This window comes from Sodalis sp. RH19, assembly GCF_047324215.1.
Classification (GTDB): domain Bacteria; phylum Pseudomonadota; class Gammaproteobacteria; order Enterobacterales; family Enterobacteriaceae; genus Acerihabitans.
The window spans coordinates 1845535-1863400 of sequence record NZ_CP178734.1 but is presented as its reverse complement, the minus strand read 5'-3'; the positions used below and the strand labels follow the sequence as shown (position 1 = coordinate 1863400).

The 17866-nt window shown below is 54.2% G+C and carries 14 protein-coding genes; 7 read left to right on the top strand and 7 right to left on the bottom strand.

All coding sequences use genetic code 11. The features are described 5' to 3' along the window. Positions 1 to 296 precede the first annotated feature (296 nt). Positions 297 to 3533 (top strand): autotransporter outer membrane beta-barrel domain-containing protein, encoded by a 3237-nt coding sequence (locus ACL2XF_RS08340; RefSeq protein WP_413728409.1) that lies wholly within the window; start codon positions 297 to 299, stop codon positions 3531 to 3533. A 107-nt stretch (positions 3534 to 3640) separates the two neighbouring features. On the opposite strand, the gene xdhC is transcribed toward ACL2XF_RS08340, so the two are convergent. Genes xdhC through guaD form a run of 4 tightly spaced genes read right to left on the bottom strand, consistent with a single transcriptional unit; the run spans position 3641 to position 9689 of the window. Continuing rightward, complete coding sequence (gene xdhC / locus ACL2XF_RS08335) at positions 3641 to 4432, bottom strand: xanthine dehydrogenase accessory protein XdhC (RefSeq protein ID WP_413722870.1); 792 nt, start codon at positions 4430 to 4432, stop codon at positions 3641 to 3643. Then, the gene (gene xdhB, locus ACL2XF_RS08330) at positions 4425 to 6893 is read right to left on the bottom strand and encodes a xanthine dehydrogenase molybdopterin binding subunit (RefSeq protein ID WP_413722871.1); all 2469 of its coding nucleotides are present in this window, start codon (positions 6891 to 6893) and stop codon (positions 4425 to 4427) included. The genes xdhC and xdhB overlap by 8 nt, the downstream gene beginning before the upstream one ends. After that, positions 6886 to 8358, bottom strand: coding sequence for a xanthine dehydrogenase small subunit (xdhA, locus tag ACL2XF_RS08325; RefSeq protein WP_413722872.1), 1473 nt, complete (start codon positions 8356 to 8358; stop codon positions 6886 to 6888). The genes xdhB and xdhA overlap by 8 nt, the downstream gene beginning before the upstream one ends. Beyond that, a complete protein-coding gene (gene guaD / locus ACL2XF_RS08320; protein ID WP_410015075.1) occupies positions 8355 to 9689 on the bottom strand; it encodes a guanine deaminase in 1335 nt (444 codons plus the stop codon). Before guaD ends, xdhA begins: the two co-directional genes overlap by 4 nt. A gap of 508 nt (positions 9690 to 10197) precedes the next feature. Here guaD and ACL2XF_RS08315 point away from each other — a divergent pair. The 4 genes from ACL2XF_RS08315 to ACL2XF_RS08300 all read left to right on the top strand — a co-directional run bounded on the left by ACL2XF_RS08315 (position 10198) and on the right by ACL2XF_RS08300 (position 14522). Next, positions 10198 to 11256, top strand: coding sequence for an aldo/keto reductase (locus tag ACL2XF_RS08315; protein WP_410015074.1), 1059 nt, complete (start codon positions 10198 to 10200; stop codon positions 11254 to 11256). A 60-nt stretch (positions 11257 to 11316) separates the two neighbouring features. Then, the gene (gene ydfG / locus ACL2XF_RS08310) at positions 11317 to 12066 is read left to right on the top strand and encodes a bifunctional NADP-dependent 3-hydroxy acid dehydrogenase/3-hydroxypropionate dehydrogenase YdfG (protein WP_410015073.1); all 750 of its coding nucleotides are present in this window, start codon (positions 11317 to 11319) and stop codon (positions 12064 to 12066) included. A 244-nt stretch (positions 12067 to 12310) separates the two neighbouring features. Next, positions 12311 to 13897, top strand: coding sequence for a M12 family metallo-peptidase (locus ACL2XF_RS08305; RefSeq protein WP_413722873.1), 1587 nt, complete (start codon positions 12311 to 12313; stop codon positions 13895 to 13897). A gap of 13 nt (positions 13898 to 13910) precedes the next feature. Next, positions 13911 to 14522: a hypothetical protein gene (locus tag ACL2XF_RS08300; RefSeq protein WP_413722874.1), complete on the top strand. Its 612-nt coding sequence runs from the start codon at positions 13911 to 13913 to the stop codon at positions 14520 to 14522. Here ACL2XF_RS08300 and ACL2XF_RS08295 read toward each other — a convergent pair whose 3' ends face one another. Continuing rightward, entirely contained in the window at positions 14523 to 14852 is a 330-nt protein-coding gene (locus ACL2XF_RS08295; protein ID WP_410015070.1) for a YnfA family protein, read from the bottom strand. Positions 14853 to 14986: 134 nt separating this feature from the next. Between ACL2XF_RS08295 and ACL2XF_RS08290 the strand changes: the two genes are divergently transcribed. Together ACL2XF_RS08290 and ACL2XF_RS08285 are read left to right on the top strand one after the other, a co-directional pair. Then, positions 14987 to 15334: a DUF1283 family protein gene (locus tag ACL2XF_RS08290; protein WP_413722875.1), complete on the top strand. Its 348-nt coding sequence runs from the start codon at positions 14987 to 14989 to the stop codon at positions 15332 to 15334. Positions 15335 to 15410: 76 nt separating this feature from the next. After that, positions 15411 to 15746 carry a DUF1161 domain-containing protein gene (locus tag ACL2XF_RS08285; RefSeq protein WP_413722876.1) on the top strand — a complete coding sequence of 112 codons (336 nt, stop codon included), beginning with the start codon at positions 15411 to 15413 and terminating at the stop codon, positions 15744 to 15746. 38 nt (positions 15747 to 15784) lie between these two features. On the opposite strand, the gene bioD is transcribed toward ACL2XF_RS08285, so the two are convergent. Together bioD and ACL2XF_RS08275 are read right to left on the bottom strand one after the other, a co-directional pair. Beyond that, on the bottom strand, positions 15785 to 16480 hold the full coding sequence (gene bioD / locus ACL2XF_RS08280; RefSeq protein ID WP_410015067.1) for a dethiobiotin synthase: 696 nt from the start codon (positions 16478 to 16480) through the stop codon (positions 15785 to 15787). A gap of 115 nt (positions 16481 to 16595) precedes the next feature. Beyond that, entirely contained in the window at positions 16596 to 17813 is a 1218-nt protein-coding gene (locus ACL2XF_RS08275) for an ROK family protein (RefSeq protein ID WP_410015066.1), read from the bottom strand. Between the last annotated feature and the right edge of the window lie 53 nt (positions 17814 to 17866).

Sequence of the window (17866 nt, the reverse complement as noted above, 5' to 3'; positions counted from 1 at the left end):
TCCTGCAATCAGGGCCATAAATCGCATTGAAAAGTAAACGCGCACAAAATAATTACTGTTTGGCTTATTATTGCTTTGGTTAATATGTCAATTGTGAATCAAAAAGGTTAAAAAACAACGGCCGCCGTAATGAAGGCAAAACCTTCCCTAAACAATAGTTTATTTTAAGCTGTATTTGTTTTTTGTCTGGCTAGAATAGCTTCCCGTTATCTCACCTCGCTATGGGTAACAATCAATAAACTTATCGATAGTATTTTTGAGTAATTTTTAAATAAAATATAAATAAATAGGCGATCATGAAAAAAACAAGAAAGACCTTTATCGGCATCCTGACGGTAGTCGGTGGCATAACGCAGGCTTATAGTGCCAGTGATAGTGAGAGCAAAGTCAATGAAAGTGATTTACACGGTTCTCCGCCCACTGCCAGTACTAATATAAAGCCATTTTCGAATATCATAAAAATAAAACCTTCTAAAAGTACATTTGAAAATCCAAATTCAGATTCATCGAAAATCCATAGTTTTGATATAAGATCATTAGGTTACGACTCGGAAAACGACAGTACGTACCATATTGTGGATTTGTATAGCAAAAAGGGGGAAACCAAGAAAGTCGATAAAAAAATGTTGACTAAAGGCAGACCCAATGATTTAAAAACCGTCGTGTTTTTTAGAGGCGGGGGGGAGTTTGTCATTAAAGAAGGCATACCGGAAAATCTCAACATTGAAGCGATTATGGTAGACAACTCAACGCTGCTGCTGCAAAATTCTCCGCAAATTTTCGCAAAAGAGATCTGTGCTTCCAAAAACGCCACAATCCAGGGCAATGGCATAATACAATCAAATGTCATTAACGAAGGTACCCTTTCAGTTGATCCTGAAACTAAAAAGCCGAGCAAGTTCAATAGTATTGGTGATTTTTTCAGCAAAAAACCTTTACATGCAGAGAAGGGAATTACCCCTGGTCAAAGCCTTCCGCACACCACGCTTACCATTGATGGCGATTATATCTCAAGAGATAACGGGATCATTGTTCTGAGGGTAAATAAAAAAAATGATAATCCTGATAATAATCAATTGGAGATTAGAGGCAACGCTCCAAATAAAAGCAATATTTTTGTAAAAGGTAATATTTTGAATAGTAATCCAGAAAATATAGCCTCTATTAAGTTAAATGGCAATGTTTCTGAAGATGCCTTCATGTTTCTAAATACACCCGCCTCAAGCGAAAATGAAGCCAAAGTAAGAAGAGAAAATAACCGGCTTGTGGCATTCATTGCCGAAAAAAAGGATGGGGTAAATAAACCATCTTCTGATCAAATCCATCTGCAAAAAAAGATACCTGCCGCAGATGCGCAGGATAACACGGCGAACCATTACAGAAGCGGGCCTCCTAAGCCGCCGCGTACTTTCCAGCATAAAAATAATAACATGACCATTCAGCCGAAACCAACGGATCGGACTGTTCTCCCAGACCGAATAGAAAAACCACCATACCCCAAGGTCCAGTTTAATATAATAAGCAGTACGAGTGACCTTGTTGGCAGTTATGATCACGACTGGACTCAAAGTAATGCCTCTATAAATGACGCGATTGATAAAATTTACGGTGACTTGGGACCCGTGCCTGAAAGGGATGGGAATAACGCTAATGCGCTCGTTTATACGCTCACACACATAAAAGCAGACCTGAGCGAGGGTAAAAATTTCAAAGGTCTGATTAACAATACTGCCAATACCGTGCCGCAAGATGCAAACATAGCCCCCTACAGCCAACTTGGCAGGTTCGATAAATATTTACATGGCGAGGGCTTTGAAGAGAATGACTACGAGCGGGGTTATCCCGCCCATGGCTGCGACGATGATGATGGGATGGATAACGGTTCCGCTGCTCGGTTTGATGAACAAAGAGCTGCGTCCCAGCCGCTTGATACAAATGCAGACTCTACCCGCGGCGATAAGGAGGAGGAGGATTTCGGCCTCGCTGCCTTGTTCAACGAACAAAGCGACGCTTCTCGGCCGCCTGTGCAAAATGCGCACGCCGTTGCCGGCGGCGGCGATGAGGAGGAGGATTTCGGCCTCGCTGCCTTGTTCAATGAACAAACGGACGCGTCCAAGCCGCTTGATAAAAATGCGGACTCCGCAGTCCGTGGTGATGATGAGGAGGAGGATTTCGGCCTCGCGGCCTTGTTCAATGAACAAACGGACGTGTCTAAGCCGCTTGATAAAAACGCGGACTCCGCTGCCGGCGGCGACGATGAGGTGGAGGATTTCGGCCTCGTGGCCTTGTTCAATGAACAAACGGACGCGTCCAAGCCGATTGATAAAAATGCGGACTCCGGTGTCCGTGACGATGATGAGGAGGAGGATTACGGCCTCGTTCTCTTATTCACTGAAGAAATGGACTCTCCAGAGTCGCTCGATGAAAACCTTGATGCTACCGCGCCGCCCGATGATGATTTGGTTGATGATGGACTCTTAGCCTTGTTCAATAGTAATCAGGACAATCAGGGGGTTGATGCGGGCAATGGCTTGCTGGCCCGCAGCAGTTTGCAGCCGGCGGCGGGTATCTATGCCGCCAATATGGCAACCGCCAATACCCTGTTTGCGACCCGCATGCACGATCGGGTCGGCGCCACGGAATTCCCGTCCGCCTTTAACGGCGCCGATGGCGCAGGTCAATCTTCTTTCTGGCTGCGTATCGCCGGCGGTCAAACCGGGGCGCGTATGCGCGACGGCGCGTTATCTGCCAGCACCAATACCCAAAAGGTGCAATTGGGCGGGGAAATCGTTAGCGGCAGCCGCGACGGTATCGACGGACTGCATTTCGGCGTGATGCTCGGCGCGGGTAAAAGCCGCAGCCATAGCCATGCCATTAACGGTAAAAGCGCCCAAGGCGGACTTGAGGGATATGGCGCCGGTATATACGGTACCTGGTATCGCAACGACGGCAATCACGAAGGCCCCTATCTTGATGGCTCGCTAAACTATAACTGGTTCGGCAATCATGTTAAAAACGGATCGTCGGCAAATAAATCCGCCGATACGGCAACCTACCGTTCCGCTGGATTTGTCGGCACAGTAGAAGCCGGTCATAGCTGGCGACTGTTCTCCGCTGCCGCCTTTGACACCTATTTACAACCGCAAATACAGGTCGCCTGGATGGGCGTCGGCGCACGGGATCAGAAAGACCCGAACGGCGAACGCATCACCATGCTGGGCCATGATAATATCCAGACCCGCCTGGGCGCACGGTTGTATATGCGCGGTTATGCCAGCATGGATGAAGGCAGGCAGCGCATGTTCCAGCCCTATGTCGAAACAAACTGGATCCATAATACCCACGACTTCGGCGTTTGCCTGGGTAAGGATGCCTACTCCCAGGAGGGCGCCAGGGATATCGGCGAGATTAAAATGGGTAATGAGGGACAAATTAATGAGCATCTGGCGCTATGGGGCAGCATCGGCCAGCAAGTCGGCGGCAAGGGATACCACGACACCACCGGTACGTTAGGCGTGAAAGTGAATTTCTAAGCGGCGCGGCGCGCCGTCAGCTCAGGGCCGGCTCGGCCGGCCCTGTTTTGGAGCCGTGCGTACGCTGGCGTGAGAGGACGGCGGGTGCCATCCCGCCGCCTTATATATCATGATATTTCGCCGCTGCTATTTGCCTGCCGGTTATAGCAACCAATCACCTCGCCCGCTATCGACACCGCGATTTCCGCCGGCATTTTTCCTTTCACCGTCTCCAAACCGATGGGACAGCGCAGTTGCGCCAATGCCTCGGCACCCATGCCGCGCTCGCCAAGGCGATAAAGAAAGCGCCGGCGTTTGGTGATAGACCCAATAAGCCCGCAATACCGATGGCCGCCGCGTTTAAGTACCTGCTCAACCAGCATAAAATCAAGCTGATGATCGTGGGTCATCACGATAAAATAGCTGTCGGCCGGCATGGCGTCCAGGGCATCGAGCGGATCGTCGATAATCACCTTGACGCGTTGATCGCATGCCGGTGGAAACTGGTCGGCACGGCTGTCCACCCAACTGATATCACAGGGCAGCTCCGCCAGGATCCTGACCAGCGCCTTGCCTACGTGCCCGGCGCCGAATACCGCGATATGAGGCCGCGCCATAATCACCGGTTCGAATAGCACTGATGTCATGCCGCCGCAGCATTGCCCCAGGCGCGCGCCAAGGGAAAAACGCTCCGTGCGGCAGGCCGGGCGAGGCTCGCCCAGCAGTTCCCTGGCTATCCGCGTGCATTGAAATTCCAAATGACCGCCGCCGACCGTGCAAAATTGCCGGCTGCTGGTCACCACCATTTTGGTGCCGCTGTCGCGTGGCGTCGAGCCCTGTTCATCAATAATCGTGACCAATACGGCCGGGGTGCCTTCCGCCTGCAGTTGCGCCAGCGCTGAGATCCAATTATCAGTCATAGGGAGATTCCTTTCCCTGGCGCGCAGGCGTTTGACCGCCGGCCAGCATCGTTTGGGCCGATGCTGCCGGGGCGGGGTTAATAGCACTTTTAGTGACATTGTCACCTAATGTCGGGGCCAGCAGCGCATCCACGGCCGCCAGGACCCGCTCCGGCGTGGCCGGGGCATCGATATCGGGCAGACGGCGATAATCGGCCAGACTGGCCACCGCGTCCCGGATGGCGCACCATACTGAAATGGCCAGCATAAACGGCGGCTCGCCCACCGCTTTGGAATGGAATACCGTCTGCTTGGGATTGGCGCGGTTTTGCAGCAAATGTACGTTCAGCTGCGCCGGGGTATCGCCGATAGTGGGAATTTTATAGGTGGCCGGGCCGTCGGTCAGCAGGCGGCCCCGCGCGTCCCAGATCAGTTCCTCGCTGGTCAGCCAGCCCATACCCTGGATAAATCCCCCCTCCACCTGGCCGATATCGATGGCCGGATTAAGCGAATCGCCTACGTCATGCAGGATATCGGCGCGCAATAACCGGTACTCGCCGGTTAAGGTATCCACCACCACTTCGGAACAGGCCACGCCGTAGGCAAAATAGTAAAATGGCCGGCCGGCGGCTTGCTGGCGATCATAATAAAGGGACGGCGTGGCGTAATAGCCCTGGCTTGCCAGCGATACCTGCTGGAGATGAGCCAGCTCGGCGACTTCGCCCAGGGTAAAGATCCGGCCCGCAACGTCGACCATGCCGTTGCGAAAATTAATTTGCTCCGGTTCGGCGTGATGGACCCGGCATAACATCGTCACCAGGCGCTGTTTCAGCGTTTCGGCGGCGGACTGGGCGGCTTTGCCGTTCAAATCGGCCCCCGAAGACGCGGCGGTGGGCGACGTGTTGGGAATTTTACCGGTATCGGTGGCGGTAATCCTGATCTTCGCGGGATTGACGCCCAGCACCTGCGCCACGACCTGTATGACTTTGGTATGCAGGCCCTGCCCCATTTCCGTACCGCCGTGATTGAGCTGCAGCGTACCGTCGGTATACATCAGCAGCATGGCCCCCGCCTGGTTAAGAAAACCGGCGGTAAACGAGATACCGAACTTGACCGGCGTCAGCGCCAGCCCGCGTTTTAATATCGGGCTGGCGGCGTTATAGGCGATAATCTCCCGGCGTCGTTGCCGGTAACCGGCGCTGGTTTCCAGGGCGTCGGTGAGTTCGTCGAGCAGATTATCTTCCACCGGCTGTTGGTAATGAGTGATATTGCGCGTTGTTTTGCCGTAATAATTCAGCCGTCGCACCGACAGCGGATCCAGACCGGTCTCGCGGGCGATATGTTCAATAATATGCTCGATGGCCAGCATGCCCTGTGGGCCGCCGAAGCCGCGGAACGCGGTATTGGAAGCGGTATTGGTCCGGCAGCGGTAGCCGGTTATCAGCACATCGGCGAGATAATAGGCGTTGTCGGCATGGAACATGGCGCGGTCGACGATGGAGGGAGATAAATCGGCCGAATAACCGCAGTTGGCCGCCAATTCCAGCTTCAGGCCGAGGAGATGCCCGCGCGCGTTAAAACCCACGTCGTAGCGTACCAGGAACGGGTGGCGTTTGCCTGTCATCAGCATATCGTCGCGGCGGCTCAGACGCATTTTAGCCGGTTTGCCCGTGAGCCGGGCCGCCAGGGCGCATAAGCAGGCGGGACCCGCCGCCTGAGTCTCCTTACCGCCAAAACCGCCGCCCATCCTGCGCATATCGACGGTAATATCCTTCATATCCACGCCCAGCACCGACGCCACCAGTTTCTGTACCTCGGTCGGGTGCTGGGTCGATGAAAAAACCTGCATGGCGCCATCCTCGCCCGGGATCACCGACGCCACCTGGGATTCCAGATAAAAATGCTCTTGCCCGCCCATCCGCAGGCTGCCCTGGAGACGACGCGGCGCGGCGGCCAGCGCCGCGTCCGGGTCGCCGCGCCGATGGCAATGCGGCGCGTCGACATAAAGCGCTTTTTCCAGCGCCTCCTCGATGTCCAGCACCGCCGGCAAAGGCTGGTATTCGATAACGGCCGCCGCCGCCGCGCGCCGGGCTATGACCGGGTCCCGCGCCGCCACCACCAGGATCACCTGGCCGGCATAGTCAACCCGATCTTTTGCCAGCAGCGGATCGCCCGCGACCACCGGGCCGATATCCAGCTCGCCGGGCACATCCCGCCAGGTCATAACCCGCTCGACGCCCGGCATCAGATAACAGGGGGACGTATCAACACGGGTAATCAGCGCGTGGGCATGTTCGCTTAACCGCGGCGCCAGATGCAGCTGGTGTGGCAATTCAGGCCGATCGTCAATATATATCGCATCGCCGCTGACGTGTTTGGCCGCGCTTTCATGGGGCTGCGGCTGGCCTACGCCGCCTGTGGCCGGCTGGCGGTAGCGCTGCTGGCGCTGCGCGGCGGAAAATCGTTTTGCCTGCTCAGACATAATGGTCGACCTCCAGGCGATGACGTGGCAACGAGGCGGACAGATAAAACCGCCGCAGTAAATTTTGCGCCACGCGCAGCCGGTAGGCGCCGCCGGCGCGCAGGTCGCTTAACGGGGTAAAGTCGTCCGCAAGTCGCAGACAGGCGAGCTCGACCGTTTTTCGCTCCCAGGGTTGGCCCAGCAATGCGCCCTCAGCGCCGGTGGCCCGGCGGGGTATCTCCGCCATGCCGCCGTAGGCCAGACGGGCCGAACGGATGACGCCTCCCTCGATTTCGCAGCAAAAGGCGGCAAACACTGCCGATATATCATCTTCACGCCGTTTGGCGACCTTATAAAATTGACATTTATGTGACGCCGTCACTCTTGGTACGATAATGCGTTCGATAAATTCGCCCGCCGCCAGCGCGGTATGGCGGTACGAGAGGAAAAACTGCGCCAGCGGCAACTCCCGGGCGTCGCCGCCGCGGCGTAGTACCAGACGCGCGTCCAGCGCCAGAAGCATCGGCGCCCCATCCCCCACGGGCGAAGCGTTGGCCAGGTTGCCGCCGAGCGTGGCCTGGTTGCGCACCTGCCGCGAGGCGAAGCGCGTCAGCGCGGCGCGAAATTCCGGCAAATGCCGCGCTAAAAACGGTTCGCAGGCGCTGAGCGAGGCGGCGGCGCCGATTTCCAACTGCTTTTCGGTCGCGGATAAAATTTTCAGCTCGGGAATATGGTTAATATCAATCAGTAACGGCAGCGTCTCACGGCGCAAGGTAATCGCCAGCGCCAGATCGGTGCCGCCGGCCAGCAGTCTGGCGTCGGGATGGCGTAGAAAGGTGGCGCCCAGCTGCGCCAGGGTGCGGGGACGCAAGCTGACAGGTCTGGCCGGGACACCGGCACCGTCGACAGGCCCCGATAGCGGCGCGGAGACAGACTGATCGTCCTGCTGTTGTAGTTGGGCCAACTGCGCCAGCGTCTGGTTTTCCTGATCGGAAAAGCGGTCGTCCACTGCCCGGCAGATCTGCCGGGCGGCGTCCATAATCGGACGGTAGCCGGTGCAGCGGCAGAGATTACCGCCCAGCGCCTGCGTGATGGCGTCATCGGTGTCCCCGGCGGCGGATTTTTGCAGGGCGAACAGCGACATAACAATACCCGGCGTGCAAAAACCGCACTGCGAGGCGTGGTTATCCACCATGGCCTGCTGCACCCCATGCAATTGTCCCTGATGGGATAAATCCTCCACCGTCAGCAATTGCTTACCGTGCAGCGCGCCGATAAGGGTAATGCAGGCGTTGATGCTGTCATAGCGCAATTTGCCCCCGGCGGCCTGTACCAGAACCACAGTGCAGGCGCCGCAGTCGCCGGACGCGCAGCCCTCCTTGGCGCCCATGCGCCCCTGGCGGCGGCGCAGATAGTCTAATACCGAGGTGTTGGCGTCCAGGCCGGTTTCGCTGACCAACGTTTGGTTAAGTAAAAAACGGATCATGCCGCCCCCTGTTTTATCGTATCCGCATCGCGCCGATAAACCGGTTCGCCCTGGATCCAGGTTTGAAAAATAGTGCGGTCGTCGCCGAGTATCATCATCAGGAACAAGCGTTCCCGCAGCGTCTTGCTGTTGGTTTGCCGCAATCGCTGCAACGGCGTCGCCCTCGGGTCGAGCACGACGAAGTCAGCCTCCTTGCCGGGCATGAAATTGCCCAATACCCCGTCCAGGGATAAGGCTTGGGCGGCGCCAAGGGTGGCATGGTACAGGGCTTCGTGGATCGACAGATGGTAGCCCTGCAGCTGGCCGATCTTATAGGCCTCCGCCAGGGTTTGCAGCAGGTTAAAGGTGGTGCCCGCCCCTACATCGGTGCCGATGCCCAGCGGTATGCCCAAATCCCATGTTTTTCGCAGGTTAAACAACCCGCTGCCGAGAAACAGGTTAGACGTGGGACAAAACGCAATGGCGGAATGTGAGTGCGCCAGATCGCGCCATTCCTGCTCTTCCAGATGCAGGCAATGGGCGAATATGCTTTTACGGCCCGCCAGGCCATAATGCCGGTAGACATCAAAATAGCTTGCGCGCTCGGGGAACAGTTCTTTGACCCAGGCGACCTCCCGCGTATTCTCGCTCAGGTGGGTTTGCAGATACAGGTCGGGAAACTCCCGCCGCAGCCGCCCCGCCAGTCTTAGCAGTTCGGGAGACGAGGTCGGCGCAAAACGCGGCGTCAGGGCATAACCCAGCCGTCCTTTATTGTGCCAGCGCCTAATCAGCCCGCGGGTGGCTTCTTCGCTTTGTGCCGGGGTTTCCAGCAGCGCGTCCGGCGCGTGGCGGTCCATCATCACTTTACCGGCGATAAGGCGCATCCGGCGTTCGAAGGCGGCGGCAAACAACGCGTCGACGGACTGGACGTGAACCGTGCCGTAGACCATGGCCGTGGTGGTGCCGTTACGCAACAGCTGGTCCAGAAAAAACGCCGCCATGCCGGCGGAGCGGTCCGGGCAATGGTATTGGCTTTCGGTGGGAAACGTATAATGGTTCAGCCAGTCCAGTAACTGAGCGCCGTCGGCGCCGATCATTTCCGTCTGCGGGTAATGGATATGGGTGTCGATAAAACCCGGCATGATAATATTATCCGCCAGATGTATGATCTCCTGCCGGGGGTGCAACTGGTCTCGTCCCTCGGGCCAGGACTGCAGGGAAATAATGGTTCCGTCCTCGATTAATAACAGGCCGTCCTCGATAAAACGGGCGGATTCTTCCAGTTCTTCCGGAGCCGATACGCCTGCCCTAAAATCAAAAAAACTGCTGCGAATAGCGGTAATATTACTCATGACAGCGGCCTCGGTAATGGCCCTCGGATATTATGCCAAGTATAAGGATGCTGTTCCGTATACCCATGCGCATCGAGGGACGATAAAATGCAATGCGTCGTTACCTAGATACTGGCAATATTTGTGCCAATATCTGCCCAGCGACTTTTTATTGAATATACCTATATATCAATTGGTTAATAATATTTTACCGTCGGGCCGCACGCATATCGACTGATTAAGCCTGCGAACGGTAAAGGCAAACGTTTGCTTCAAATGACAACCGTTTGCTTATACTCTGTACGGCTGGATAATCATCATTTCTTCAGCTTCGGACCGGGGTAATAAATAATAAATCGTCCATAAATGTTAACAGAAAGCACAATCGCAATACTTATGCACCAGAATGTGGCAACGCTGCCAGACAACAGACTGTTGATGGCAAGGACATTAGTCTATGCTCTAGGTCTGTAGGCTCGATTGCGGGCGCTTGATATATCCGACATGTACTACTGCGAGGAGAATTCTTATGGAATATCGTCTATTGGGCCGTTCCGGCTTGAAAGTATCGGTATTGAGTCTCGGCACCATGACCTTCGGCGGCAAAGGGAAATTTGCCAAAGTGGGCGATACCGGCGTGGCGGAAGCGCGCCGCCAGTTGGCCCTTTGTATCGACGCCGGCATCAACCTGTTTGATACCGCCGATGTGTATTCCCAGGGGGTTTCGGAAGAAATTTTGGGCGAAGTGCTGAAGGAAAAGCGCGACAGCGTCCTGATTGCTTCCAAAGCCCGTTTCCCCATGGGCAATGGACCCAACGATCGCGGGTCATCGCGTCACCACCTGATCCGCGCCTGTGAAGCCAGTTTAAAACGGTTAAATACTGACCATATCGATTTATATCAGCTGCATGAATGGGACGGCCAGACCCCGCTGGAAGAAACCTTATATGCCCTGGAACACCTGGTGAGCAGCGGTAAGGTGCGCTACGTGGGGATTTCCAATTTCTCGGGATGGCATATCATGAAAACACTGGGCGTTTGCGAACGACTCAACCTTATCCGCCCGGTAAGCCAGCAAATCCATTACTCCCTGCAAAGTCGCGAGGCTGAGTATGAATTGTTGCCGATCACCCAGGATCAAGGATTAGGCGTGTTGGTCTGGAGTCCGCTGGCCGGGGGACTGCTATCCGGAAAATATCGCCGGGACCGCCAGCCCGAAGGCAGCACCCGCCATCTTGAAGAGTGGAATGAACCGCCTATCTATAATCAAGATGCCTTATATAACATCATCGACGTCCTGGTTGAAATCGCCGAAGAGAGGAACGTCTCCGCCGCCCAGGTGGCCCTGGCCTGGCTTATCAGCCGCCCCGCCGTCACCTCCGTTATTATCGGCGCGCGTACCGAGGAACAGTTAAAGGATAACCTGCGCGCGGCGGATCTGGTCCTGAACGCCAATGAGATTTCCCGCCTGTCCGACGTCAGCCGCCCGCCGCTGATTTATCCCTACTGGCACCAGGCGCAGACCGCCTCCGACCGGCTGTCTCCGGCCGACCTTTCGCTTATTGCGCCTTACCTGCGCAAACCCTGAGGCGCAGGCTCAGGCTAATTGATAATGCTGTCATTATTCAGAAATAAAAGGACCCGCTGCATGATTATCTTTATTACCGGCGCCACCGCCGGATTCGGCGAAACCATCGCCCGTAAATTCCTCAAGCAGGGACATAAGGTGATTGCCACCGGTCGCCGCCAGGAACGACTTGATCAATTGCAAGCCGAACTGGGCGATAACCTTTATCCCCTGCGCCTGGACGTGCGCGATCGTGAAGGCATTACCCGCGCCGTTGCCTCCCTGCCCCCGGCCTGGCGCGAAGTGGATGTGCTGGTCAACAACGCCGGCCTGGCATTGGGCATGGAACCGGCGCATAAAGCCAATCTTGATGATTGGGAAACCATGATCGATACCAACAATAAGGGATTGGTTTATATGACCCGCGCCCTGTTGCCCGGCATGGTGGAGCGGCGGCGCGGCCATGTGGTTAATCTCGGCTCGACCGCCGGCCGCTGGCCTTATGCGGGCGGCAACGTCTACGGCGCCACCAAGGCTTTTACCCGGCAGTTCAGCCTTAACCTGCGTACCGATCTGGTGGGTACCAAGGTGCGCGTGACGGATATCGAGCCGGGCCTGGTGGGCGGCACCGAATTTTCGGCGGTGCGTTTTAAGGGCGACGACAGTAAGGTGGAAAATACCTATAAAAACGCCGATCCGCTGATGCCCGAAGATATAGCCGAAGCGATCTATTGGGTCACCACCCTGCCGGCCCATGTGAATATCAATGTGCTGGAAATGATGCCGGTAAACCAGTCGTTCGGCGGGCTTAGCGTCCATCGCGACGAGTAATCTCCCCCTGCCCGCGGGTGGTCAGCCTCTGCCCGCGGCGCAATTCCCCGGTAAAATCCTATTATTCCGCTAACCCTTTCTACGCCAAGCCAGGATATTTTTTTTGAAACGGAATAACAGAATTTGGCATTTGTATTTAACATAACAGTTCCTGGATTTTTGTTAAGAATTTATATTATTTTTATTTTTTTTATGATAAACCTCTAGCGAAACATACTAAATCTATTTTCTAGAGAAATCCACCATGAAATTTTATAATAACTATTTTTATTCTCTAAACGCTATAATTAAAGTTATGAGCTTAATAAAAAATAACATCTATTATTTATTGTTTTTTTTATTAGCGTTTCCATTTTTTTCATCGGCAATAACCTTATCGCCAAACCAAGTACCCAATGGACAACTGCCTTCGGGATTCAGGAATATAAATTTCCATACCGCAAATGGAAATTGGGCGGCAGAAATACATTTGCCACAACAGCCTTTAAACGATGATCGCGTATCAATTCTATCCCGCGCAACGCTGCAATCACGTATTATGCCGCAGAGACAGCTTTTCGCCAGCACAACGACATTACTGACAAATGATAATTATATTTTCATATTCCGGACCGATCTTAACCGCTGGGTTATCACCAGTTCCCCGCCGAGGGATATATCGGTACAAACGATAATCAATAATGGTCACACCATACCCCGACCTACTTCCCCTCTAACGAGGGTTAATTTCAATACTAATACAGTTTTGCCTTTGATTAGGTTGCCGCTAAGCGCCAACAATCGTGATTTGATCAGAGTTCATAATGGTTCCACCCCCAGGCTGGGCATCGACAATGTCAACTTGAATTTCAATGCCCCGGTGTATGCATCGACCGGGCAGCAATATGCTTTCCGTTATATAGCTGAAAACCCGTCCGGACGTCGCTGGCAAATTGTTACCGATCCCCTGCCGACGTTGCAGGCCTCAAGCCTGACGAACGGCGTGATACCAGCGTTACAGTCGCCTCGTGCAAGGATCCAGGTCAGCAATGACAATTATCAACAAAGGCTAACTTTACCCAACAATCAGGCACCGGGGTATCGTTTGATCGTTGAAACCCGCGCAGCGTTATCTTTCAATGTTATCGCTGGCAATCGGTCTTTTCCCATATACGATGGCGAGACGGTTTCTTTTGTTACTGACAATAATCGGCAATGGCAGCGAGAAACAGTAACCATTGACATGTTGATTATTTATAGCCAAACCGCGGTAGCGCGTATCGGTGCCGCCGCAGTGCGGACCCGGAATATTGAATCATTTAACCTTATCAATGAGGCATTGGAAAACTCTGGCGCTAACTTTCGAGTGCGCCTGGTCGGCATGCGGCAATTCAATGAACCAGCCAACTGGAATAATGCCGACGCCATATTAAGTTCTTTGAATGTCAACACGCAAATACAATCCTGGCGCCGGGAGTTAAGGGCGGATGCGGTATATTATACTAGCATATGGGGGCCGCAATGCGGCTTAGCCTTTTTAAATGGCCAAGCGCACAGGGACGCGATGTTTGGCTATGAGAATTTACTGTCATCTTGCAATCGCCTTACTATTATGAGACATGAGTTCGGGCACAATATGGGAGTATTTCATGGAGGAGTAACTAATGCTACCCCACCTTTCGCCGTGGGAAATTCTTTGGCAAGAACCATAATGGGTGGAAATGCCATCCCATTTTTTTCGACACCGCTACGATTTACCGATGATTTAGGACTGCCATTGGGAACGCCAAATCTGATAGATGCGGTCAGGACTATGAATAATTTATCTCAGCGTGTATCTAATTTTTATTGAATAAGGTTATATTATGAAAATTATATTATCATTCCTGGGCGCGTTATTTTTTTCGATTATATTAAGCATCGACATTTTACCTTCTGCTTCCGCCCTGGATAAAGCCGGGACGACAGTAGCGGCAAAAATAGCGCCTGGAGTTGCAGTGGACTCCGGCGTTACAACGCTTAACACTCCGCCTTCACTTTTAGTCAGGGAGTTTGCCGGCGACAGGCGGCGGCTCCAATCCCTCGATCTGGCGATGGATCCAGCGATGCTGGCTAAAGGGCGTTATGTTTATTTTGATCTTCCGGCAGCCCGCAGTTTAAAAGTGGGTGATACTTTCAACATTGTGTTGGCCACGCACGGCCATCCATACCTGGCTACAGTTCGCAATGCAGCGCGGCAGGAAGGTATTGTCATACTAAGCGGCGAGCTCGCGGGTAATGAACAAGAGTTGCCTGGTGAGTTTAGCTTAAGCGTAGACCCGGACGGCGGCTATGCTGCCGGGAATTTTTCCACGCCTGCGACCAACTTTTCACTTCAGGCCCGTCATGATATTGCCTGGATTATCGACAATAATGCGATTGATCATCGTGAGGGCATCTGTTTTACGCGGTCGAAAAGCGAGTTGTACTGCGAATGATCACGGATTTCTGGACCATCCGGACAGCATAATCATCACTCCGGCGCAGATCACCGCTGCGCCCAGCCAGTCCTGCGGCGATAATTTTACGCCGTCGATGAACCGAAGCCATAGCAGCGCGGTCAATATATATATCCCGCCGTAGGAGGCATACACGCGCCCGCTGGCGGCGGGATGCAGCATTAACAGCGCGACAAAAGCGATAAGGCTTGCCGCCGCCGGTATCAGCAGCACTATGCCGCCCTGTTGTTTAACCCACAGATAAGGCAGGTAGCACCCCAGAATTTCCGCCACGGCGGTGGCCATAAACAGCAACATTGTCTTGAACATACCGGAGGCTGTTCCTTCATTTTCGTTAACGATGACGAATGGTTTTTAACCATAAGGCAATGTTATTATGCCTGCGCGCGCAATGTTGATTTTACCTGCGTTATTATCCACGTAAAGATTAAAAGGAAGACGTTATGAAAACCACCTCTTATTCACGACTGCTCGGCGGGATGCTCGCGGTCGCTTTGATGGCCTTCTCCGCCGCCGGTGCCGCCGCCACCAACACGCAACGTCTGATCATCGATTCCGGTGATAACGCCCAATCCCGCGAAGAGGCGCGCCAAAGCCAGGAGCAGTGGAACGCCACCCATAATCTGCGCAACAAGCAGATTACGCGCGATGAAAAGGACTTTGATAAATATGACAAAACCATTGATTTAAAGGAAAAATGCAATAGCAGTGAGAACGTAAACGCCTACTGGGAGGACACTACGGCCCGCTGTCTTGATCGCCGTACCGGCCGTACGTTAATGGCTCCCTGATAGGCGGTTATTATCCGTTTCCGGCAGCGCTGCTATCATTGTAACGGGTACTTCATTCTCTGATAAGGACGGTAATATGAGCAATCAAGGCAAGATGAAGGGGCTAAGCCATCAACTGAGCGGAAAAACAGGGAAACGCTTTTTTATCCTGGGCGCAGCGGTTGCCATGATGCTGCCGCTGGCGGCGCAGGCGTCGTGTGAAAGTGTCAAAGCGGATATCACCCAAAAAATCATCGCCAACGGGGTGCCGGAATCCGGCTTCCGCCTGGATATCGTGCCGAACGATAGCGCCGACCAGGCGGGCGGCCAGGTGGTCGGCCACTGTGAAAACGATACGCAGAAGATTGTCTATATCCGATCGGCCGAAGGCGCCGACAGCGCCGCGGCCGCAAGCGACGCGCCAAGCCCGTAAAACAACCGGGGCGGGAGATTTACCCTTCCGCCCGGGAATCACATCTGCTGCGCGGTAATAACCTCCGGTAGCGTTATATTGCTCAAATCTATATATCCCGAAAGATCGCGCTGCTCCGGCCTGGGTAAATAAGGCAATTCACCCAGCTGCGGTGCCGGGATTTTATTACGCAAGATATCCATTATTTCCGCATAATGCGCCAGCCCGGGATTAATGCGATTAGCAACCCACCCTAATAAGGGCAAGCCATCGTTAATAATGGCTTGCGCGGTTAATAACGCATGGTTAATACAGCCAAGCTTGATGCCGATAACCAGGACTACCGGCAATTGTTCCTGCACCACCCAATCGGAATACGGCCGATAGTCGCTCATGATGGTACGCCAGCCGCCGCTGCCCTCCACCACCACCATGTCGGCCAGGCCGGACAGATGCTTCAGTCCCCGGGACATCAAGCCGTAATCGATGTCATCGCCGGAATAGGCGCTGATTTCCTCCTCGCGCAGGGTGATGGGATTGATCTGCTCATAAGGAAGCTGCAGCGTGGAGGAAGCGCATAACACCAGGGCATCTTTATTGCGCAGCCCTTCCGCCGTTTCCTGGCTGCCCCGGGCGATAGGCTTGTACCCGGTAACGCTGAGCCGGCGCGCCGCCAGATATTGCAAAATGGCGCGCGAGACAATGGTCTTGCCGACAGCGGTATCCGTACCGGCTACAAAAATACGTTTTAACATGACGACTCCAGCCTGGCGTTAATCCATTGGACATGTTTGGATAAGGTGGTTGATTAACGTAAAATGTAACCGATATAGCCTTGCCACGGCTTGCGTTAGCTCAATATTTATAGCCTTACCCCTGGACCAGCTTCAATAACAATGAGCCGTCGTACAGCGCATCCTTAACCAGCGCGGCGCCCGGCATGGTGCCTTGGTTTTTAAATCGCGTCGCCTGCACGGTGATGTCCTTACTGTAATCAGGCAGCGACTGTTGACGTATATTGGAGAGAATTACCGGGAATAAAATATCCGATGCCTCATTTAATGGCGAGCCGACCAGGATTTTTTCCGGATTGAATAAATTGACCATGATGGCCAGTATGCGTCCCACGCTGTTACCAATGCCGACGATGATGTCCCGCGCCAGGGTATCGCCCGCCATGGCCGCCTGGCACAGCGATTCAACGCTTATCGCGGCGTCATTCATGATGGAATGGCTGTTCAGCGCCAGGCGTTGGCGCGTCAGTTCCAGTATGCTTTCAATCCCCGCCACCGTTTCCAGGCAGCCGCGGTTACCGCAATAGCAACGTTTGCCATACGGCTCCACCTGGGTATGCCCAATCTCCACCAAGCTGCGGCTGCCGCCGTGCAATAGCGTGCCGCCGGTGATCACGCCGGCGCCCACATTATGATCGATAACGATCTGGATAACGTCATTGCATCCGCGCGCCGCGCCGTAAAGCGCTTCCGCCATGGTCCAGGCGCAGATATCGTGCTGCAGGTAGGCCGGCACGCCGATATGTTCGCTCAGCGCCGGTCCCAGCGCCATGTTGTTGACGTCATACCACGGCATACGGTGCACCATACCCGCCGCGGCGTCGATAATGCCCGGCAGCGTCACCGCCACCGCGGTAAGACGTTCCAACTGATGCTGATGACGGATAAAAAACTGATCGATGGTTTGGATCAGGCGAACCAACAGCGGTTCCGGCGCCGTGGCCGGCAGCGGCACGGTATCTTCGACAATCAGCTTGCTGCTGAGCTCGCGCAGCGCCAGGGTCATGGTGCCGTGCCCGATGCGTACCGAAAGAAAATGCCAGGCCTGGGTATCAACCACCAGTCCGATGGCCGGCCGGCCGCGCAGGCCATTTTCCTGATACTCGGTTTCGGTGACCAAATGAGCCTCGACCAGTTCGCGCACGATTTTAGTGATGCTGGCGGGTGCGAGTCTGGCGAGTTTTGACAAGGCGATACGCGAAATAGGGCCGAATGAATCAATCAGGCGATACACGACTCCCGCGTTAGTCTGCTTGATTTGATCGATATGTCCTGGTTGACCATGGCCAATCACTCACCTTGCTCCTGATATTTTCACGCTATAAAATAATATATTGGGGCTATGGT